Annotated in this window: 18 protein-coding genes and 1 pseudogene; 16 read left to right on the plus strand and 3 right to left on the minus strand. The window is 65.1% G+C overall.

Annotated features, from left to right (window positions below; all coding sequences use genetic code 11):
* Nucleotides 1–50: 50 nt before the first annotated feature.
* The 9 genes and pseudogenes from pyrH to fabZ all read left to right on the plus strand — a co-directional run bounded on the left by pyrH (nucleotide 51) and on the right by fabZ (nucleotide 9797).
* Nucleotides 51–767, plus strand: coding sequence for a UMP kinase (pyrH, locus tag WHZ77_RS15645; protein WP_151649973.1), 717 nt, complete (start codon nucleotides 51–53; stop codon nucleotides 765–767).
* Between the two features lie 69 nt (nucleotides 768–836).
* Nucleotides 837–1400, plus strand: coding sequence for a ribosome recycling factor (gene frr, locus WHZ77_RS15650; protein ID WP_375314428.1), 564 nt, complete (start codon nucleotides 837–839; stop codon nucleotides 1398–1400).
* A 10-nt stretch (nucleotides 1401–1410) separates the two neighbouring features.
* Nucleotides 1411–2169 (plus strand): isoprenyl transferase, encoded by a 759-nt coding sequence (locus tag WHZ77_RS15655; RefSeq protein WP_375314429.1) that lies wholly within the window; start codon nucleotides 1411–1413, stop codon nucleotides 2167–2169.
* Nucleotides 2166–3008 (plus strand): phosphatidate cytidylyltransferase, encoded by an 843-nt coding sequence (locus WHZ77_RS15660; protein WP_015685827.1) that lies wholly within the window; start codon nucleotides 2166–2168, stop codon nucleotides 3006–3008. The genes WHZ77_RS15655 and WHZ77_RS15660 overlap by 4 nt, the downstream gene beginning before the upstream one ends.
* A gap of 4 nt (nucleotides 3009–3012) precedes the next feature.
* Complete coding sequence (gene dxr, locus WHZ77_RS15665; protein ID WP_375314430.1) at nucleotides 3013–4236, plus strand: 1-deoxy-D-xylulose-5-phosphate reductoisomerase; 1224 nt, start codon at nucleotides 3013–3015, stop codon at nucleotides 4234–4236.
* Nucleotides 4237–4280: 44 nt separating this feature from the next.
* Entirely contained in the window at nucleotides 4281–5432 is a 1152-nt protein-coding gene (rseP, locus tag WHZ77_RS15670) for an RIP metalloprotease RseP (protein WP_375314431.1), read from the plus strand.
* A gap of 174 nt (nucleotides 5433–5606) precedes the next feature.
* Nucleotides 5607–8146: pseudogene (gene bamA, locus WHZ77_RS15675) on the plus strand (outer membrane protein assembly factor BamA).
* A gap of 125 nt (nucleotides 8147–8271) precedes the next feature.
* On the plus strand, nucleotides 8272–9339 hold the full coding sequence (gene lpxD, locus WHZ77_RS15680) for a UDP-3-O-(3-hydroxymyristoyl)glucosamine N-acyltransferase (RefSeq protein WP_375314432.1): 1068 nt from the start codon (nucleotides 8272–8274) through the stop codon (nucleotides 9337–9339).
* Nucleotides 9336–9797, plus strand: coding sequence for a 3-hydroxyacyl-ACP dehydratase FabZ (fabZ, locus tag WHZ77_RS15685; protein WP_008131325.1), 462 nt, complete (start codon nucleotides 9336–9338; stop codon nucleotides 9795–9797). Before lpxD ends, fabZ begins: the two co-directional genes overlap by 4 nt.
* 9 nt (nucleotides 9798–9806) lie before the next feature.
* On the opposite strand, the gene WHZ77_RS15690 is transcribed toward fabZ, so the two are convergent.
* On the minus strand, nucleotides 9807–10130 hold the full coding sequence (locus WHZ77_RS15690; protein ID WP_375314433.1) for a KTSC domain-containing protein: 324 nt from the start codon (nucleotides 10128–10130) through the stop codon (nucleotides 9807–9809).
* Between the two features lie 176 nt (nucleotides 10131–10306).
* Between WHZ77_RS15690 and lpxA the strand changes: the two genes are divergently transcribed.
* From lpxA to lpxB, 3 genes are read left to right on the plus strand one after another with little or no spacing between them, the layout of a single operon-like run.
* The gene (gene lpxA / locus WHZ77_RS15695) at nucleotides 10307–11098 is read left to right on the plus strand and encodes an acyl-ACP--UDP-N-acetylglucosamine O-acyltransferase (RefSeq protein WP_375314434.1); all 792 of its coding nucleotides are present in this window, start codon (nucleotides 10307–10309) and stop codon (nucleotides 11096–11098) included.
* 7 nt (nucleotides 11099–11105) lie between these two features.
* Nucleotides 11106–11975, plus strand: a complete 870-nt coding sequence (locus tag WHZ77_RS15700) for an LpxI family protein (protein ID WP_375314435.1) — start codon at nucleotides 11106–11108, stop codon at nucleotides 11973–11975.
* Nucleotides 11972–13150, plus strand: coding sequence for a lipid-A-disaccharide synthase (lpxB, locus tag WHZ77_RS15705; RefSeq protein WP_375314436.1), 1179 nt, complete (start codon nucleotides 11972–11974; stop codon nucleotides 13148–13150). Before WHZ77_RS15700 ends, lpxB begins: the two co-directional genes overlap by 4 nt.
* 121 nt (nucleotides 13151–13271) lie before the next feature.
* Here lpxB and gltA read toward each other — a convergent pair whose 3' ends face one another.
* Both gltA and gltX read right to left on the minus strand, forming a co-directional pair.
* Nucleotides 13272–14576 carry a citrate synthase gene (gene gltA / locus WHZ77_RS15710; protein WP_015685836.1) on the minus strand — a complete coding sequence of 435 codons (1305 nt, stop codon included), beginning with the start codon at nucleotides 14574–14576 and terminating at the stop codon, nucleotides 13272–13274.
* 145 nt (nucleotides 14577–14721) lie between these two features.
* Nucleotides 14722–16149: a glutamate--tRNA ligase gene (gltX, locus tag WHZ77_RS15715; protein ID WP_375314437.1), complete on the minus strand. Its 1428-nt coding sequence runs from the start codon at nucleotides 16147–16149 to the stop codon at nucleotides 14722–14724.
* A gap of 154 nt (nucleotides 16150–16303) precedes the next feature.
* Here gltX and WHZ77_RS15720 point away from each other — a divergent pair, with 154 nt between their 5' ends.
* The 4 genes from WHZ77_RS15720 (at nucleotide 16304) to WHZ77_RS15735 (ending at nucleotide 21033) form a co-directional block, all read left to right on the plus strand.
* Nucleotides 16304–17983, plus strand: a complete 1680-nt coding sequence (locus WHZ77_RS15720; protein ID WP_375314438.1) for a glutamine--tRNA ligase/YqeY domain fusion protein — start codon at nucleotides 16304–16306, stop codon at nucleotides 17981–17983.
* 19 nt (nucleotides 17984–18002) lie between these two features.
* Nucleotides 18003–18389, plus strand: a complete 387-nt coding sequence (locus WHZ77_RS15725) for an SgcJ/EcaC family oxidoreductase (protein ID WP_375314439.1) — start codon at nucleotides 18003–18005, stop codon at nucleotides 18387–18389.
* A gap of 182 nt (nucleotides 18390–18571) precedes the next feature.
* The gene (locus WHZ77_RS15730) at nucleotides 18572–18805 is read left to right on the plus strand and encodes a DUF2171 domain-containing protein (RefSeq protein WP_375314440.1); all 234 of its coding nucleotides are present in this window, start codon (nucleotides 18572–18574) and stop codon (nucleotides 18803–18805) included.
* A 95-nt stretch (nucleotides 18806–18900) separates the two neighbouring features.
* Complete coding sequence (locus WHZ77_RS15735) at nucleotides 18901–21033, plus strand: ComEC/Rec2 family competence protein (RefSeq protein WP_375314441.1); 2133 nt, start codon at nucleotides 18901–18903, stop codon at nucleotides 21031–21033.
* The last annotated feature ends 5 nt before the right edge of the window (nucleotides 21034–21038 follow it).

Genomic DNA, 21038 nt, shown 5'->3' on the forward strand with positions numbered 1-21038 from the left:
GTTCCTTCCGGCGTGCCGCCGGAAGCGGCGCCCGGACGAGGAAAGTGCTCATGACTGATCCGGCTTACCGTCGCGTGGTGATCAAGCTGTCCGGCGAATATCTCGCGGGACAGCAGGGGTTCGGCATCGATCAGCCGACCGTGGACCGGGTTGCGGACGACCTGATCGCCGCCCGCCATCTCGGCACCGAGGTTGCGGTGGTGATCGGCGGCGGCAATATCGTGCGCGGTGTCGAGGTATCGGCCCGCGGCGTGTCGCGTCCGACCGGCGACACCATGGGCATGCTCGCCACCATGATGAACTGCCTCGCGCTGGAATCGGCGATCGAGCGCAAGGGCACTCCGGCGCGCACGCTGTCGGCCTTCGTCATGCCCGAGATTTCCGAGCTGTTCACCCGCACCGCGGCGCACAAATACCTCGCCGAGGGCCGGATCGTGCTTCTCGGTGGCGGAACCGGCAATCCGTTCTTCACCACCGATACGACCGCGGTGCTGCGCGCCGCCGAGATCGGCGCCCAGGCGGTGCTGAAGGCGACCAATGTCGACGGCGTCTACTCGGCCGACCCGAAGAAGGATCCGACCGCGACGCGGTTCGACCGGCTGACGCATTCGCAGGCGATCGAGGGCGGCTACAAGGTGATGGATGCGACCGCCTTCGCACTTGCCCGCGAGACGTCGCTGCCTATCATCGTGTTCTCGATCGCGGAGCCGGGTTCGATCGGCGCGATTCTGCGTGGCGGCGGCCACGGAACCATCGTCGCCGGCTGACGGCTCATCTGACGCTCCCCAAAGGGAGGGGCGCGGGAGAGGTCGCCGGGATTTTGAAGGAGAAACGTGATGGCTACGGCTAATTTCGACCTCAACGAAGTGAAGCGCCGCATGCAGGGCGCCGTTCAGTCGCTCAAGCACGAGCTCGGCGGACTGCGCACGGGGCGCGCGTCCGGCTCGATGCTCGACCCCGTGCAGGTCGAGGCTTACGGCAGCCACATGCCGCTCAACCAGCTCGCCACCGTCAGCGTGCCGGAGCCGCGCATGATCTCGGTGCAGGTCTGGGACAAGTCGATGGTCAAGGCGGTGGAGAAGGCGATCGTCGATTCCAATCTCGGCCTGTCGCCGGCGACCGAAGGCCAGGTGCTGCGCCTGCGCATTCCCGAACTCAACGAGGAGCGTCGCAAGGAACTCGTCAAGGTCGCACACAAATACGCGGAAGCCGCCAAGGTCGCCGCGCGTCACGTCCGCCGCGACGGCCTCGACGTTCTGAAGAAGCTCGAGAAGAACCACGAGATGTCCGAGGACGACCAGAAGCGTCAAGCCGACGAGGTGCAGAAGGTGACCGACGGCACCATCACCGAGATCGACCAGTTGCTGGCCGCCAAGGAAAAAGAAATTCTCACCGTCTAAGGCTGCCTCCATGTCCAACGCCGCCGCGCCTGCCACCGAAGGACCCGACCGGTCCGACGCGCCTGCGCATGTCGCCATCATCATGGATGGCAACGGGCGTTGGGCGGCTGCGCGCGGTTTGCCCCGTGCGGAGGGGCATCGCCGCGGCGTCGAGGCGTTGCGCCGCGTGGTGCGGGCCTCGCATGAGCTCGGCATCCGCTACCTCACCATATTCTCCTTCTCGTCGGAGAACTGGTCGCGCCCGGCGAGCGAGATCGGCGATCTCTTCGGCCTGCTGCGGCGGTTCATCCGCAACGATCTGGCGAGCCTGCATCGCGACGGCGTCAAGGTCCGCATCATCGGCGAGCGCGATGGGCTGGAGGGCGACATCTGCGCGCTCCTCAACGAGGCCGAGGAACTGACGCGCGACAACACGCGTCTCACGCTCGTCGTCGCTTTCAACTACGGCTCGCGGCACGAGATCGCGAAAGCGGCGCAGAAGCTCGCGCGCGAAGTCGCCGAGGGCAAGCGCGATCCTGCCACGATCGACGCAGAGACTCTTGGGGCCCATCTCGATGCGCCCGACATTCCAGATCCCGATCTCATCATCCGCACCAGCGGCGAGCAGCGCCTGTCCAACTTTCTGATGTGGCAGGCCGCTTATAGCGAGCTCGTCTTCGTGCCGATCCACTGGCCCGATTTCGACAAGGCGGCGCTGGAAGGCGCGATCGCTGAATTCGCCAGGCGCGAGCGCCGTTTCGGCGGTCTCGTCGCGAAAACCGCCTCGTGAGCGAACACGACGCGGCACCGGCGGGCTCGCAGCCGGCCCCGAGCAATCTCGTGATGCGGGTCCTCGCAGCCCTGGTGCTGGCGCCGCTGACCATTGCGGTCGCGTACGTCGGTGGATGGCTCTGGGCGCTGCTCGTCACCCTGGTGTCGATCGGGCTGTTCGCGGAATGGCTGATGGTGGTGGGCGCCGGCTCAGCCGCGCTGACCGGGGCAGGGACGATCACCATTGCCATGATGGGGGCCTGCGTCGCCTTCGGCGCGCTCAAGACCGCGATCATCGTTGGCTGCGTAGGCGGCGCGATCGTGACGCTGATCGCGCGCGGCAAGTTTGTCTGGGCCGCGACGGGGTTTGCCTATGCCGCGGCGGCGCTGCTGGCTTCGATCCTGGTGCGGAAGGACCTCGTCAACGGCTTCTCAGCGCTGATGTTCGTCCTGCTCGTGGTGTGGGCGACCGACATCGGCGGCTATTTCGCCGGCCGCAGCATTGGCGGACCGAAACTATGGCCGCGCGTGAGCCCGAAGAAGACCTGGGCCGGCGCGCTCGGCGGCTTCGTGGCGAGCCTTGCGGTGGCGGGCGGCTTTGCGGCCTGCGGGCTCGGGAAGGCGGTTCCACTGCTGCTCGTCAGCGCCATCCTGTCGGTGGTCTCGGCCTTGGGCGACCTGTTCGAATCCGCGGTGAAGCGGCGCTTCGATGTCAAGGATTCCAGTCACTTGATTCCCGGCCATGGCGGTCTAATGGACCGTCTGGACGGTTTTGTCGCCGCCATCCTGATGGCATGGATTATCGGCTTCCTCCGCCATGGTGTGCATAGCGCCGGAAGCGGTCTTATGGTTTGGTGAGGATATGAGCGCGGTCCCATTGCGTAACAACAAGGCTGCGGCGTCTGCCGTCCGCAGCGTCACGGTTCTCGGCGCCACCGGCTCGATCGGCGACAGCACGATGGATCTGCTGCGCGCCTCTCCCGAGCGCTACCGGGTCGAAGCCCTGACGGCGAACAGCAATGTCGAGGCGCTGGCAAAGCTCGCCAGGGAATTTTCCGCGCGTTTCGTCGCGATCGCCGACACCTCCAAGCTTGCCGAGCTGAAGGCTGCATTGGCTGGCACGAGCACCGAATGCGGCGCCGGTGAAAGCGCGGTGATCGAAGCCGGCGCGCGGCCGGCCGACTGGGTGATGGCGGCCGTCAGCGGCGCTGCCGGACTGAAGCCCGCATTGGCTGCGGTCGATCGCGGGGCGCATGTCGCGCTGGCCAACAAGGAATGCCTCGTTTGCGCCGGCGATTTCTTCATGCAGCGCGCAGCGAAAGCGGGCGCCTGCATCCTGCCGGCCGATTCCGAGCACAATGCGCTGTTCCAGGCGCTCGCCTCGGGCAATCGTGACGAACTCGTTCGCGTCATCATCACGGCCTCGGGCGGCCCGTTCCGCACCTGGAAGCCTGCCGACATCGAGCAGGCCACGCTGGCCCAGGCGCTGAAGCATCCGAACTGGAGCATGGGCCAGAAGATCACGATCGATTCCGCCTCGATGATGAACAAGGGCCTCGAAGTGATCGAGGCGTCCTACCTGTTCGCGCTGAGCCCGGACGAGATCGACGTGCTGGTTCATCCGCAGTCGATCGTTCACGGCATGGTCGAATTCTCGGACTGTTCGGTCGTGGCCCAGCTCGGTGCGCCTGACATGCGGACACCGATCGCGCATTGCCTGGGCTGGCCGGACCGGATCAAGGGACCCGCCGCTAAGCTGGATCTCGCCAAGATCGGCCAGCTGACCTTCGAGGCGCCGGATTTCGAGCGCTTCCCCGGACTGCGCCTCGCCTATGATTCGCTCCGGACCGGGAAGGGGGCGACCACCGTCTACAACGCCGCCAACGAGGTCGCGGTCGCAGCCTTCATTGCCGGCAAGATCCGGTTCGGCGCGATCGCGCGGCTGGTCGAGGCGACGCTGGACGACTGGATCCGGGGCGGGAACCAGACCCCGCTGACGTCAGCCGACGATGCAATCTCTGTTGACCATGTTGCGCGAAATAGAGCTGCCGCCCTATTGCCTCAAATTGCCTTAAAGGCATCCTAGGTGGTTCGGGGCCAGGGCCTTGCGGCGCTGGATGAGGGAATTCGATGATCGACTTTTTCGTCCATAGTTTCAATACGTTGAGCCATGGGCTCCTCGGCTACGCGGTTCCCTTCCTGTTCGTCCTGACGATCGTCGTGTTCTTCCATGAGCTCGGCCATTTCCTGGTCGCGCGCTGGGCGGGCGTTCGTGTCTTAACCTTTTCGCTTGGTTTCGGACCTGAGCTGGTCGGTTTCAACGACCGCCATGGCACCCGCTGGAAGATCTCGGCGATCCCGCTCGGCGGCTACGTCAAGTTCTTCGGGGACGAGAGCGAGGCCTCGACGCCGTCGTCCCAGACGCTCGCGGCCATGACGGCCGAGGAGCGCGCCGGCAGCTTCCACCACAAGAAGGTCGGCCCGCGTGCCGCCATCGTCGCCGCTGGACCGATCGCCAATTTCATCCTGGGCGCCCTGATCTTCGCCGGCATGGCGCTGTACTATGGCAAGCCGAGCACGATCGCGCGCGTCGATGGTGTCGTGGCCGACGGCGCGGCGGCTGCGGCCGGCTTCAAGATCGGCGACGTCGTGGTGCAGATCGACGGCAAGCCGATCGAGAGCTTTGCCGACATGCAGCGAATCGTTGCGATGAATGCCGGTTCGGCGCTTACCTTCCAGGTCAAGCGGGACGGCGCCATCGTGGCGCTGACCGCGACGCCGGCGCTGCTCGAACGCAAGGATCCCTTCGGCAACAGCCACCGTCTCGGCGTGCTCGGCGTCGAGCACAAGGCTCAGGCCGGCGAGGCCTCGACCACGCCGGTCGGCGTCGGCGAGGCGCTCAAGATCGGGGTCGAGCAGGTCTGGTTCATCATCACCAGCACTTTCAAGTTCCTGGGCTCGCTGTTCGTCGGACAGGGCAATCCCAACGAGGTCAGCGGCGTGCTCGGCATCGCCAAGATGTCGGGGCAGGCGGCCAGCGCCGGGTTCCAGTTTGTGATCAATCTGTGCGCGGTGCTGTCGGTGTCGATCGGCCTGCTGAACCTGTTCCCGATTCCGCTGCTCGACGGCGGTCACCTTATGTTCTATGCGGCCGAGCTGGTCCGCGGCCGCCCCTTGTCCGAGCGGACCCAGGAGATGGGATTCCGGATCGGGCTCGGTCTGGTGCTGATGCTGATGGTGTTCGCCACCTACAATGACATCCTGCGGATGGCGGCGTCCTGATAGGGGCTTTTTTGTGGCGTTGCTGATCAGCAACGTCTTGGAATGAAATTGAAATTACGGTGTCTGCTGCCGTTTGCGGCACCGAGGAAATTGGCTACAAGCGGCTTCGAACTTGGGGAATCTCCCGGACCAGCGTTGGGGTTGGGTCTGGTACTGATAAGGGCGCGTTGCGCAATGAAGTTTGGACTGCGACTCCGGGGTGGCTTGCTCGCAACCCTGATCATGCTCGGCGCGCCGGTGGTTGCCCCGGTTGGGGCTGTTTTTGTGTCTTCGTCTGCGCTCGCTCAGACCGTCCAGTCGATTTCCGTCGAAGGAAATCGCCGTGTCGAGGTGGAGACGATCCGCTCCTATTTCAAGCCGGGCCCCGGTGGCCGCCTGGATCAGGGCGCCATCGATGACGGCCTGAAGGCGTTGATCGAGACCGGCCTGTTCCAGGACGTGCGAATCAACCGTGGCGCTGGTGGCCAGATCATCGTCTCCGTGGTGGAAAACCCGGTGATCGGGCGCGTTGCCTTCGAGGGCAACAAGAAGATCAAGGACGAGCAGCTCACCACCGAGGTCCAGTCCAAGGCGCGCGGCACCTTCTCCCGCGCCATGGTGCAGTCCGACACGCTGCGAATCGCCGAGATCTATCGCCGGTCCGGCCGCTACGACGTGCGCGTCACGCCCGAAATCATCGAGCAGCCGAATAACCGCGTCGACCTGATCTTCACGGTCGAGGAGGGCGCCAAGACCGGCGTCAAGTCGATCGAGTTCGTCGGCAACAACGCGTTCTCGTCCTACCGCCTGCGCGACGTCATCAGGACCCACGAATCGAACCTGCTGAGCTTCCTCGCCAGCAACGACATCTATGATCCGGATCGCGTCGAATCCGACCGCGACCTGATTCGCCGCTTCTATCTCAAGAACGGTTTTGCCGACGTCCAGGTCGTGGCCGCGCTCACCGAATACGATCCGGAGAAGAAGGGCTTCAACGTCACCTTCAAGATCGAGGAAGGCTCGCAGTACCGCGTCGGCACCGTCGACTTCCGCTCCAGCATTGCGAACTTCGACCCGACCTCGATGCGCGCCTATTCGCGCGTCAATGTCGGCGCGCTCTACAACGTCGAACGGTCGAGAAATCGGTCGAGGAGATGCAGATCGAGGCGTCGCGTCGCGGCTTTGCCTTCGCCGTGGTCCGTCCCGGCGGCGACCGCAACTTCGAGGCGCACACCGTTTCCGTCGTGTTCAACATCGACGAAGGCCCGCGCACCTATATCGAGCGCATCAACATCCGCGGCAACACTCGCACGCGCGACTACGTGATCCGTCGCGAGTTCGACATCTCCGAGGGCGATGCCTACAACCGTGCGCTGGTCGACCGTGCCGAGCGCCGCCTGAAGAACCTCGACTACTTCAAGACCGTGAAGATCACGACCGAGCCCGGCTCATCCAGCGACCGCGTGGTCCTGATCGTCGATCTCGAAGAGAAATCGACCGGCGACTTCTCGGTCTCGGGCGGTTACTCCACGACCGACGGTGCGCTGGCCGAAGTCTCGGTCTCCGAGCGCAACCTGCTCGGCCGCGGCCTGTTCGCCAAGGCGTCGGTGACCTACGGCCAGTATGCCCGCGGCTATTCGCTGTCGTTCGTCGAGCCGTACCTGCTCGACTACCGCGTCGCGCTCGGCCTCGACCTCTATCAGCGCCAGCAGCTCTCCAACAGCTACATCTCCTATGGCACCAAGACGCTCGGCTTCTCGCCGCGCCTCGGTTTCTCCTTGCGTGAAGATCTGGCGCTCCAGCTGCGTTACTCGATCTACCAGCAGGAAATCCAGCTGCCGGGCTATCTGTCGAACTGTAACAACGTCCTCGGTTCCTCGGCCTTCAACCCGAGCCCGGCCTTCGCCGCATCGCAGACGCCGCCGATCGACCTGAGCGCTACCAACGGCCTCGGCTGCTACAGCGATGGCGAAGCCTCGCTGCCGGTGCGCAAGGAGCTTGCCAACGGCAAGACCCTGACTTCGGCGCTTGGCTACACGCTGACCTACAACACGCTGGACAACAACAAGAACCCGACCGACGGCCTGCTCGTCGACTTCCGTCAGGATTTCGCGGGCGTGGGCGGCGACGTCTCCTACCTGAAGACTGTTGTTGATGCGAAGTACTATGCTCCGCTGGTGTCTGACATCGTCGGCCTCGCTCGCCTCCAGGGCGGCATGCTGAACAAGATCGGCAGCCAGGATCTGCGCATGCTCGATCACTTCCAGATGGGCCCGAACCTCGTGCGCGGCTTTGCCCCGAACGGCATCGGTCCGCGTGATCTGAACCCCTTCGGCACGCAGGACGCGCTTGGCGGCACCAAATATTGGGGGGCATCGCTCGAATTGCAGATGCCGTTCTGGTTCCTGCCGAAGGAAGTGGGTCTGAAGGGTGCGGTCTATGCCGACGCCGGCGGCCTGTTCGACTATCAGGGCCCGACGACGTGGTCGTTGACCAACGAAATGACCACGACCAAGAACTCGAACTGCACGGCATCGACGGTCAACCCGGCCACGGCTGGAACCTGTACCGGCCTCGTGTATGACAACGGCAATGTCGTCCGGTCGTCGGTGGGTGTCGGCCTGATCTGGCAGTCGCCATTTGGACCGCTGCGCTTCGACTACGCCGTGCCGCTCACTAAGGGCAAGTACGACCGTACGCAGGAGTTCAGGTTCGGCGGCGGCACCTCGTTCTAATTCGATCAGCACGGCACGATCCGGACCAGCGGAGCCGGTTTCCGAAAGGGATCGTGCCACTTAAAGAGATGAGGCATGATGCGGCCTGACCGCTTCATGCCGAAGCCGGACCGCGACGGGGTGGAATGGCGCAGCCGACCTTCTTCAAGAAACCGCCTGCCTCAGCGCTGGCTGACATCGCCGCGCTGACCAAGGCGCAACTGGTCGATCCCGCGAGGGGCGACCACGTCATCACGGGTCTGGCTTCGCTCGACGAGGCCGGCCCGATGCACTTGGCGTTCTTCGACAACCTCAAATATGCCGACGATCTGAAGGCGACAAAGGCCGGCGCTTGCCTGGTGAGCCCGCGCTTCGAAGCCCAGGTGCCCGCGCACGTGGCCGTGCTACGGGTGGCGCAGCCGTTCCGTGCCTTCGTCGGGATCGCCCGGCAATGGCACGGCGATGCCCTGCGCCCGCAGTCCTGGGTCGGCAATGCCGGCATTGCGCCGTCGGCCATCATCGACCCCTCGGCGCGGCTGGAAGACGACGTCATTGTCGATCCCCTCGCCGTGATCAGCCCGGATGTCGAGATCGGCAGTGGCACCGTGATCGGCGCCGGCGCTGTCATTGGTCCCGGGGTCAAGATCGGCCGGGACTGCAATGTCGGCGCCCGTACGGCCATCCAGTGTGCGCTGATCGGCAATGACGTGCTCATCCACCCCGGCTGCTCGATCGGCCAGGACGGCTATGGCTTCATCTTCTTCGGCCCCGAGGGCCATGTGAAAGTGCCCCAGACCGGCCGCGTGCTGATCCAGAACAATGTGGAAGTCGGCGCCGGCACCACCATCGATCGCGGATCTCTGCGCGACACCGTGATCGGGGAGGGCACCAAAATCGACAATCAGGTCCAGATCGGCCACAATGTGACGATCGGCCGGAATTGCCTGCTCGCGGCCCAGATCGGGCTCGCGGGCAGCCTGACGATCGGCGACAACGTGGCGCTGGGAGCAAAGGTCGGCATCAACAATCACCTCAAGATCGGCGACGGGGCCCAGGTCACCGCGATGAGCGGCGTCAAGGACGACATCCCGCCGAACGGTCGCTGGGGTGGCTTTTTTGCCAAGCCGACCAAGCAGTGGTTCAAGGAAATTATCGCGGTGGAGCGCCTGGTACGCGACAGCAAGGCCGATCCGAAGAACGAGGGACGGGAATGACGGCGGAATCACCCATCAAGTTCGAGCTGGTGGATATCAATGCGATCCTCCGGACGTTGCCGCACCGTTTTCCGATGTTGCTGATCGACCGGGTGATCAACATCCGCGCCGACTACAGCGGAATCGGCATCAAGAACGTCACCTTCAACGAGCCGGCCTTCCAGGGGCATTTCCCGGAACGCCCGGTCTATCCCGGCGTGATGATGATCGAAGCGATGGCGCAGACCGCCGGCGTGATCGGCATCACCTCGGTCGAGGGCACGGAGAAGCCGCGCGCGGTGTATTTCCTCACCATCGACAAGTGCAAGTTCCGCAAGCCGGTGCTGCCCGGCGACACCATCGAATATCACATGCGCTCGATCGGACGCCGCAAGGCGATGTGGTGGTTTCACGGCGACGCCAAGGTCAACGGCCAGGTCGTTGCGGAAGCCGACGTCGGCGCCATGCTCACGGACTAAGGCGGCTTCTTACGTCGGGCAGTCGTAACGGCCGGACACAGCCTCGCGCTTGAGATTCTGGTTGAAGAACCGGCCCATGGACGGAGCGCCCAGCAGGCGCTCGACCATGTCCGCGGTCACGCCGCAATAGCGGCCATAAGCGCCGCCAACCGCGACGATGAGGTCCTGCTGCGCAGGGTCGTAGCAGACCCGCTGCAGCACCGTGCTGCGGGTGATATCGCGGCACTCGAATGTCCCGAGATCGACAAGACGGCGTTCGCCGGTCTCGACCGTCTCCGACACGATCGGTGCGGTCGCGAGTTGTGCGAGCAGGATTGCCAGAGCCCTGACCACGATGACTTAAACCTCCACATGAGCGCGTTGAAGGGATGCGAAGGCCGGTTCACCCGGCGCCTGAAACACGCCGAGATGATACGCCACTGGACAGATCGGGCATAGTCGCGCTAACCACCGGAAAACCAAGCGACTTCAACACCTAACCAGACCTTCTTGATGAGTCAGATTGCTTGATGAGTAAGATTGATCCCACCGCACGGGTCGCGGACGGCGCCGTCATCGGCGAGGGCACCGAGATCGGGCCCTATTGCATCATCGGCCCGCATGTCGTGGTCGGCAAGAACTGCAAGCTGATCGGACAGGTCACGGTCATCGGCCACACTTCGGTCGGCGACAACTGCGTGATCTCGCCATTCGCGGTGCTCGGCGGTGCGCCCCAGGATCTCAGCTACAAGGGCGAGCCCACAAAGCTCGAGATTGGCTCGGGTTGCACCATCCGCGAAGGCGCGACGATGAACGTCGGCACCATCAAGGGCGGCGGGCTGACGCGCGTCGGCAATGACGGCTACTTCATGAACAACAGTCACGTCGGTCATGACTGTATGGTCGGCAACAACGTGATCTTCGCGACCTCAGCGACGCTCGGCGGCCACTGCGAGATCGGCGATGCCGTCTATATCGGTGGCCTGTCCGCGGTGCATCAGTTCACGCGGATTGGTCCCTACGTGATGGTCGGCGGGGTCTGCGGCGTGCGCGACGACGTCATCCCGTATGGCCTCGTCAACGGCCAGTATGCGGTGCTGGAGAGCCTCAACCTGATCGGCATGAAGCGGCGCAAGTTCACCAAGCAGCGGCTTGCGACTGTACGCGCATTCTACCAGAAGCTCTTCCACGGCGCCGGCACGTTCGCCGAGCGGCTGGAGGCGGTGCGGCCGCTCGCCGGCGAGGATCCGGCGATTGCCGAAATCCTCGGCTTCATCGGCAAGGGCAAACGCCCGCTCTGTCTTCCCGCCATCGCAAAGTGAGTCCGGGATGGCCGCGGACGCAACATCGGCGGCTTCTGATATTTCATCGCCGGTCGGCGTGATCGCCGGGGGCGGCGCGATGCCGTTCGCGGTCGCCGATTCGCTTGCCGCGCACGGCATCACGCCGGTGCTGTTCCCGCTGCGCGGCGCCTGCGATCCGGCGCGGGTGAAGGAATTCCGCCATCGCTGGATCTCGGTCGGCCAGCTCGGCCGCGCCATGCGGCTGTTCCGCGAGGAGGGCTGCCGCGACCTGGTCTTCATCGGCACCCTGGTGCGGCCTTCGCTGACGGAGATCCGGTTCGACGTCACGACGCTGCGGCTGCTCGGCAACGTCATCCGCGCCTTCCGCGGCGGCGACGATCATCTGCTGTCCGGCGTCGGCCGCATCCTCGAGCAGGGCGGCTTTCGCATGGTCGGCATCAAGGATGTCGCGCCCGATCTGTTGATGCCCGAGGGCTGCATCAGCCGCGCCTGGCCGAGCGACAACAGCAAGGCCGACATCGAGCGCGGCCGCGCGGTGCTGACCGCACTCGGCCCGTTCGACATCGGTCAGGCCGCGGTCGTGATCGACGGCCACGTGGTGGCGGTCGAGGACATCGAGGGCACTGACGCGCTGCTGGCGCGCGTGGCGCGCCTGCGCGAGGAGGGCCGCATCCGCGCCGCCACCGGACGGGGCGTGCTGGTGAAGGCGCCGAAGAGCGGTCAGGACCTGCGCTTTGACCTGCCGACGATCGGCCCGCGCACGCTCGAAGGCGTCGCCAAGGCCGGCCTTGCCGGAATCGCCGTCATCGCCGGCAACACCATCGCCGCCGAGCCGCAGGCGATGATCGCGTTCGCCGACGCCAAATATCTCTTCGTCATCGGTCTGCCGGCGTGACGCAGACGCGCGATCCCAAACGGAAGATCTTCCTGATCGCGACGGAGGAATCCGGCGACCGGCTCGGCTCGGCGCTGATGAAGGTGCTGCGCCAGCGCCTCGGCGACGGCGTGCAATTCGTCGGCGTCGGCGGTCGCACCATGGCGCGCGAGGGGCTCGAGACACTGTTTCCGATTGAAGAGCTGTCGATCGTCGGTTTCGCCGCGGTGGTGCAGCAACTGCCAAAAATCCTGCGGCTGATCCGCGGGACCGCGGACGCCGTGCTGGAGGCCGCGCCCGACGCGCTCGTCATCATCGACAGTCCCGATTTCACCCATCGCGTCGCCCGCCGCGTGCGCGCGACGAATCCCGCGATCCCTGTCGTCGATTACGTCTCACCCTCGGTCTGGGCCTGGCGGCCGGGCCGGGCGCGCGCCATGCTCGGTTATGTCGACCATGTGCTCGGCCTGCTGCCGTTCGAGCCGGCGGAATACCGCAAGCTCGGCGGGCCGCCGTGCAGCTATGTCGGCCATCCCCTGATCGAGGAGCTGCCGTCGCTGCGGCCGAATGCCGAGGAGCAGAAGCGCCGTGATGCCGAGCCGCCGGTGCTGCTGGTGCTGCCCGGCAGCCGCCGCAGCGAGATCAGGCATCACCTCGAAATGTTCGGCGCAACACTTGGACGACTCCACGCCGCAGGCCGCGCATTCGAATTGATGCTGCCGACCATGCCGCACCTCGAAGCCACCATTCGAGAGGGCGTGGCGAACTGGCCGGTCAAGCCGCAGATCGTGGTCGGCGAGACCGAGAAGCGTGCCGCCTTCCGCATCGCGCACGCGGCGCTGGCGAAATCCGGCACGGTGACGCTGGAGCTCGCCCTGGCTAATATTCCCATGGTGACGGCCTATCGCGTCAGCGCGATCGAAGCCTTCATCCTGCGCCGTGCGGTCAAGGTCTCCTCCGTGATCCTCGCCAATCTCGTGATCGGCAAGGAGGTCATTCCGGAGTTTCTGCAGGAGGACTGCACGCCGGAGAAGCTCGCACCGGCGCTGTCCGAGGTGCTGACGGATTCCCCGCTGCGCCGGCAGCAGGTCGAGGCATTTGCGCAGCTCGACACGATCATGTCCACCGGCAACAAGCCGCCGAGCGTGCTCGCCGCCGACATCGTGCTCGCGACGATGCGGAAGGGGCGGCGGTAGGAATCTTTCGCTGTCGTTGCGAGACGGGTGGGCAGCCTGCGCTTCGCGCACCCTTCAATCCCTACAAACGAAAACGGCGCCATCGCGAGATGGCGCCGCTTCGGAAGCCCTGAGGCTGAACTTACTTCCGGTTTCCGATCGCGACGTAGTCGCGCTTGGTGACGCCGGTGTAGAGCTGGCGCGGACGGCCGATCTTCTGCTGGGGATCCTCGATCATCTCGCTCCACTGGCTGATCCAGCCGACGGTGCGGGCGACAGCGAACAGCACGGTGAACATCGAGACCGGGAAGCCCATCGCCTTCAGCGTGATGCCCGAATAGAAGTCGACGTTCGGGTACAGCTTGCGGTCGATGAAGTACTGGTCGCTGAGCGCGATCCTCTCGAGCTCGAGCGCCACCTTCAGCATTGGGTCGTCGCCATGGCCGGTCTCCTTGAGCACGGCGTGACACATCTTCTGCATGATCTTGGCGCGCGGATCGTAGTTCTTGTAGACGCGGTGACCGAAGCCCATCAGGCGGACTTCGCTGTTCTTGTCCTTCACCTTGGCGATGAACTCGGGGATCTTGTCCACGGTGCCGATCTCGGCGAGCATCGCAAGAGCTGCTTCGTTGGCGCCGCCATGCGCCGGGCCCCAGAGGCAGGCGATGCCGGCGGCGATGCAGGCGAACGGGTTGGCGCCGGAGGAGCCGGCGATGCGCACCGTCGAGGTCGAGGCGTTCTGTTCGTGGTCGGCATGCAGGATGAAGATCTTGTCCAGCGCTTCAGCGAGCACCGGATTCATCTTGTAGTCCTCGCACGGCACGGCGAAGCACATGTGCAGGAAGTTCTCGGCGAACTTGAGCGAGTTCTTCGGGTACACGAAGGGCTGGCCGACGGTGTACTTGTAGGCCATCGCCGCCAGCGTCGGGATCTTCGCGATCATGCGCATGGAAGCGATCATGCGCTGCTTGGGATCGTTGATGTCGGTGGAGTCGTGATAGAACGCGGCGAGCGCGCCGACCGCGGCCACCATGATCGCCATCGGATGGGCGTCGCGGCGGAAGCCCTGGAAGAAGCGGGCCATCTGCTCGTGCACCATCGTGTGATGGATCACGCGGTCGTCGAAATCCTTCTTCTGCGCGGCGGTCGGCAGCTCCCCGAACAGCAGGAGATAGCAGGTCTCGAGGAAGTCGCCGTTCTCGGCGAGCTGCTCGATCGGATAGCCACGGTATTCCAGCACGCCCGCGTCACCATCGATATAGGTGATCTTGGACTGGCAGCTCGCGGTCGAGGTGAAGCCGGGATCGTAAGTGAACAGGCCGGACTGGCCGTAGAGCTTGCCGATGTCGATGACGTCAGGCCCGACGCTGCCGCTGTGGATCGGGAGATCGTAGTTCTTGTTTCCGACCGTCAGCGTGGCGGTCTTATTGCTTGCTTTTGCGTCCATCAGAGGTCCCCGATGTGTGGTGAAACGGGCCGGACCCGGAAGGCCCCGAAGACATGGTGAGGCAGGCCGGATATTCCAGAAGGTATGGGGGAGATGGGTATATTATTGCTGTGTGCGCTGCAAGATCATGGCAGGCATGGCCTACTTACGTCGTAGACTGATCGTTAAGCCGGCCGAGGCTCTCCTGGCGTCCCAGCACGTCCAAAACCTCGAATATACCAGGCGACGTCGTCCGCCCCGTCAGCGCTGCCCGCAATGGCTGCGCGACCGCCCCGAGCTTGAGACTATTTTCCTCGGCGAAAGCACGCAGCGCGGCTTCGGTGGTGGCGCCGCTCCACGTCTCGACCTTCTCCAGCGCGGAATGAAGCTGGCCGATCAGCTTGCGGTTTTCCGCCGTCAGCAGCGCGGCAGCCTTGGGATCGAGCTCCAGGGGGCGGTCGGCGAAGATGAAATAGGCGCTGTCGATCAGCTCGATCAGCGTCTTGGCGCGCTCCTTCAGGGCCGGCATCGCCTTGAGAAGCTGAGCCCGCGTGCCGTCGTTTAACTTGGCCTTAAGCTCGTCGCGGCTCGGCACCAAATGGTCGAGCACGTCCTCGAACATCTTCACGAGCGATTGATCGTCGGCGTGGCGGATGTAGTGACCGTTGAGGTTTTCCAGCTTGGCGAAATCGAAGCGGGCGGCGGCGCGGCCGACGGAGGCGAGGTCGAACGCGGCGATCATCTCCTCGGTCGAGAAGATCTCCTGGTCGCCATGGCTCCAGCCGAGGCGGACGAGGTAGTTGCGCAGCGCCGCCGGGAGGTACCCCATGGCGCGGTAGGCATCGACGCCGAGCGCGCCGTGCCGCTTGGAGAGCTTCGAGCCGTCCGGGCCGTGGATCAGGGGGATGTGGGACATGCTCGGCAGCGCCCAGCCCATCGCATCGTAGATCTGCTTCTGGCGCGCGGCGTTGATCAGATGGTCGTCGCCGCGAATGACATGGGTGACGCCCATGTCGTGGTCGTCCACCACCACCGCGAGCATGTAGGTCGGGTTGCCGTCGCCGCGCAGCAGGACGAGATCGTCGAGGTTCTCGTTCTGCCAGACCACGCGGCCCTGGACCTGGTCCTCGATCACGGTCTCGCCGGTCTGCGGTGCGCGCAGGCGGATGGTCGGCTTGACGTCGGACGGCGCGGTCGCAGGATCGCGGTCGCGCCACAGGCCGTCATACAGGCGGGTGCGGCCTTCGGCGCGCGCCTTCTCGCGCATGGCGGTGAGTTCCTCGGCCGTGGCGTAGCAACGGTAGGCCTTGCCGTCGGCCAGCAACTGCTCGGCGATCTCGCGGTGACGAGCGGCGCGGCTGAACTGGTAGATGACGTCGCCATCCCAGCCGAGCTCCAGCCATTTCAGCCCGTCCAAAATCGCGCCGATCGCGGCCTCCGTGGAGCGCTCCCGGTCGGTGTCCTCGATCCGGAGCAGCATCTTGCCGCCGTGCTTCTTCGCATAGAGCCAGTTGAACAGCGCCGTGCGGGCGCCCCCGATATGGAGGAAGCCGGTCGGGGAGGGAGCAAAGCGGGTGACGACGGAATCGGTCATTCTTGGCAGGGCCTATGCATTGGAGGCGGTGGTATATAACAGGACCGGAGCATAACTAAAGCCCGGCAGCGGACCGCCAAAGCCTTGCTTAAGCCCTTGGCTCAGCCACGCGGATTTGGCAGAAGGACCGCTGATTTCCCTACAGGATTCCAGGATGAGCACAGAACCGGTGGCGACTGAGGTTGGGCGCGATTTCATTCGCGACATCATCCAGGCAGACCTCGATCAGGCCAAATACAAGGAGATCGTGACCCGGTTCCCGCCGGAGCCGAACGGCTACCTGCATATTGGCCACGCCAAGTCGATCGCGCTCAATTTCGGCATCGCCCAGGAGTTTCCGGGCCGCTGCCATCTGCGCTTCGACGATACCAACCCGGTCAAGGAAGAGCAGGAATATATCGATTCCATCCAGGCCGACGTGCGCTGGCTCGGCTTCGACTGGGGCAAGAACCTGTTCTTCGCCTCGGACTATTTCGACCGCCTGTACGAATGGGCCGAGAAGCTGATCCGCGACGGGCTCGCCTATGTCGACGACCAGACCCAGGAGGAGATCCGTCTTGCGCGCGGCACGCTGACCGAGCCCGGCAAGAACTCGCCGTTCCGCGATCGCTCCGTGGACGAGAATCTCGACCTGTTCCGCCGCATGAAGGCCGGCGAATTCCCCAACGGCGCGCGCGTGCTGCGGGCCAGGATCGACATGTCGGCGGGCAACATCAATTTGCGCGACCCCGTGCTGTACCGCATCCTGCATGCGCACCATCCGCGCACCGGGACCAAGTGGAGCATCTATCCGAGCTACGATTATGCGCACGGGCAGTCGGACGCCATTGAAGGCATCACGCACTCGATCTGCACGCTGGAGTTCGAGGACCACCGGCCGCTCTATGACTGGTTCATCGAGAAGCTGCCGGTGCCGTCGAAGCCGCATCAGTACGAATTCGCGCGGCTCAACCTGACCTACACGCTGCTGTCCAAGCGCGTGCTGACCCAGCTCGTGCGCGACGGCCATGTCGCCGGCTGGGACGATCCGCGGATGCCGACCATGGCGGGGATGCGCCGCCGCGGCGTGCCGCCGGCGGCCTTGCGCGAATTCGTCAAGCGCATCGGCGTCGCCAAGGCCAACAGCGTGGTCGATGTCGGCATGCTCGAATTCTGCATCCGCGAGGAGCTGAACCGCACCTCACAGCGGCGCATGGGGGTGCTGCGGCCGCTCAAGGTGGTGATCGACAACTATCCGGAAGGGCAGACCGAGGAGCTCGAGGCGATCAACCATCCCGACGATCCCAGCGCCGGCACGCGCAAGATCACCTTCGGCCGCGAGCTCTATATCGAGCAGGACGACTTCATGGAGAACCCGCCCAAGAAGTTCTTCCGCCTGTCACCGGGCAACGAGGTGCGGCTGCGCTACGCCTATTTCGTCAAGTGCACCGGCGTGATCAAGAACGATGCCGGCCAGGTGGTGGAGCTGCGCTGCACCTACGATCCCGCGACCAAGGGCGGCAACGCGCCCGACGGCCGCAAGGTCAAGGCGACCATGCACTGGCTGCCTGCGGCAACGTCCAGGCCGGCGGAGATCCGCATCTACAACCAGCTGTTCGCCAACCCGAGCCCGGACGCCTCGAATTTCGCGGCCGACCTCAATCCGCAGTCGCTGGAGATTTTGGCGGACGCCCGGATCGAGGCATCGGTTGCGGAGAGTAATTCAACCGAGCCGATGCAGTTCGAGCGTCAGGGCTATTTCGTGCGCGACAAGGACTCGACGCCGGGCAAGCCGGTATTCTCCAGGACCATCGGTCTGCGCGACACGTTCGCGAAGGAAGTCGCCAAAGGCTGAGAAGGGCTGAGGGACCACAATGGGCAGTGAAGCCGACGCCATCGTTTCCGCCATCATCGCGAGATGGTGCGCCGGCTTCGCCACGCTCGACGCCGCCGCGCTGTCGTCGCTCTATGCCAAGAACGCGTTCTTCTTCGGCTCCAACCCAAAGCTCTACAGGGGCAGGGACGGCGTCGCCGACTATTTCAACGGCCTGCCGCGCTGGCGCAGGCCGGGCGCGGTGTTTTCCGAGGTGCAGGCCGCGCAGGCCGGCCCTGACCTGATCAACATGGGCGCGACCATCTCGTTCGATCTTGCCGGCGAACGCCCCGATCTCGTCGTCAAGATGAGCTGGGTCATCATCCGCGAGGACGGCGACTGGAAGATCGTCAATCACCACGCCTCGGCGAAGGCGCCGCTGATCTGACGTTCGCGTCACTCCATCAGTTTCGTCATTCCGGGGCGCGACGAAGTCGCGAGCCCGGAATCCATAACCACAGCGTGGGGTTATGGATTCCGGGCCTGGCCCACCGGGCCATCCCGGAATGACAGAAGAATACGAACCGAAGCTCGTTCCGTGCGTTGTGTGGGTCCAGAAGAGGAACCACCATGAACAATATCTCAGAGCATATGGAAGTCATCGGCGCCGACGGCGTCCATATCGGCACCGTCGACAAGGTCGAGGGCAACCGCATCAAGCTGACCAAGAAGGACAGCGGCGAGGGCAGCCACAAGGGCCATCATCACTTCATCGACAAGGGCCTCGTCGCCGGTGTCGAGGGCAACAAGGTCCGGCTGTCCGCCAAGGCTGACGTCGCCGTGACGATGGAAGAGGAAAAGTAGGGCTCGCGCCCGCCCGTTCCTGATCCGTTCCGCTATTCGCGTGCCTGCACGTTCCGGTAGCCTCTGGCCCCGTCGCGTATCGCAAGGTGCAGGGAATGGCGGAGCCGGGCTGGCCAGTACGGTCCCAGAGTGTCGCGGGGACCTGGCCCGTCGGCAGACCTGCGTCGGCTGGCGGCCTCGCGCCGGCAGGGTCTGGCCTTTGGCCTGCCATCGTCGAGACGCTGCGCGGATGGGGACGCGCGGAGGCCGGCGCCGGGCGGCTGTTGCCGTGGGTCCCCGTCGCCTTCGGTGGCGGCATTGCGCTGTACTTTGCCGCCGATCATGAGCCCGTGCTTTGGGTCGTTGCGGCGACGGCCATCGCGCTCGCGCTTGGCGCGGTTCTGCTGCGACGAAGCCGACTGTTTGCGCCTGCGATCATGATCGCGGCGGTCGCGGCCGGCTTTGCCGTGGCGACCTGGAAGACGGCGCGCATCGCGCACACGGTGCTGGCAAAATCGCTCTATTCGGTGTCGCTGTCGGGCTTCGTCGAGACCCGTGACATCCGCGAGCGCACCGACCGTTTCGTGCTGCGCGTCACCGCGATGGAGGCGCAGCGCAGCGACGTCAAGCTCGAGCGCGTGCGCCTCTCGGTGCGCAAGGGGACAGCCCCCGAGGTCGGCAGCTTCGTGCAGCTGAAGGCGCGGTTGATGCCGCCGATTTCGCCGGTGCGCCCGGGCAGCTACGATTTCTCACGCGACATGTTCTTTCAGGGCATCGGTGCGTCCGGCTTCGTGATGGGCGCGATCGCTGCCTCCGTGCCGCCTGATGCCGGTGGACTGCGGCTGCGCTATGCCGCGATCATGCAGGGGCTGCGCGATGCAATCGATGCGCGCATTCGGGCCACGCTCGACGGCGACAACCGCGCGATCGCGACCGCGCTGCTGACAGGTCGGCGCGATGCGATCACCACGCCCGTGAACGATGCGATGTTCATCTCGGGGCTCGGTCACGTGCTTTCGATCTCCGGCTACCACATGGCCGTCGTCGCCGGCGTGGTCTTCTTCGCGGTGCGTGCACTGCTGGCTCTGATCCCGGGACTGGCGGTCGGCTTTGCCATCAAGAAGTGGTCGGCGGCTGCGGCGCTCGTCGCAGCCGCGTTCTACCTGCTGCTGTCGGGGGCGGAGGTCGCGACGCAACGATCGTTCTTCATGACGGCTGTGGTCCTGATCGCGGTGATGGTCGATAGGCGCGCCATCACCTTCCGCACGCTGGCGGTGGCCGCGTTGATCGTGCTCGCGGTGGCGCCGGAGTCGCTCGTTCATCCCAGTTTTCAGATGTCGTTCGCGGCAACGCTCGGGCTGGTGGCGCTGGTGCAGATCGGCATGCCGAACCTGTTCGTCTCGCCCGATCATTCGGCGACGGCGCGGATCGCGCTGGTGATGCCGGCCGGACTGCTGGGACTAATTGCGGCGCCGTTCGGACTAGATGGTGTGTTCTGGTGGCTGATGGGGATCGGCATCGACTGGATGATCGCGGTGTCGCGCTGGGTGGCGGCGTTGCCGGGCGCGATCGGCCGCATCCCGGCTTTCGGCATTGCGCCACTGATCGCGGCCAGCCTCGGGATCATTGTGATGGGCCTGCTGCGCACGCCGCTGCGCTGGTCGGGCGGGCTGTTGCTGTTGGCTGCGATCGCCTGGGGCCTATTCGTTCGGCAACCTGACATTCTCATCGCCGGTGACGGCCAGAGCGTTGCGGTGCGGGGCAGGGACGGACACCTGCATCTGATCCGGGCGAGCAGGGACAGCTTTCTGTTGAAGGAGTGGCTGGCGGCCGACGCCGATCCGCGCGGCGCCGGCGGCGCCTCGCTCAGCGACGGCGTGTCCTGCGACGAGTCAGGTTGCGTGACGCCGCTTGCCGACGGGCGCCTGGTCGCGCTGGCATTGCGCATCGATGCGCTTGCGGACGATTGCAGCCGCGCCGCGCTGGTGGTGACGGCTCGGCCCGCGCCGCCGGATTGCGCGGCGATGGTGGTCGACCGGCTGCGTCTTTCGGCCCAGGGCGCGCTTGCACTGACACAGCGAGGGGATGGTTTTGCGGTTCAGGCGATGAAGGCGAGGGGCACTGACCGCCCGTGGTCGCCGGCGACCGCCGGTGAGGCTGATTTCGGCGCGAGCCTCGCGCCGCAGGTGGCCGCTCCCCGCAACCGGGACGCGACGCCGTCCGAGGCGGACTTGCAGGCCGAGGACTGAGCGGG

This window comes from Bradyrhizobium sp. A5, from assembly GCF_042076515.1.
Classification (GTDB): Bacteria; Pseudomonadota; Alphaproteobacteria; order Rhizobiales; family Xanthobacteraceae; genus Bradyrhizobium; species Bradyrhizobium cosmicum.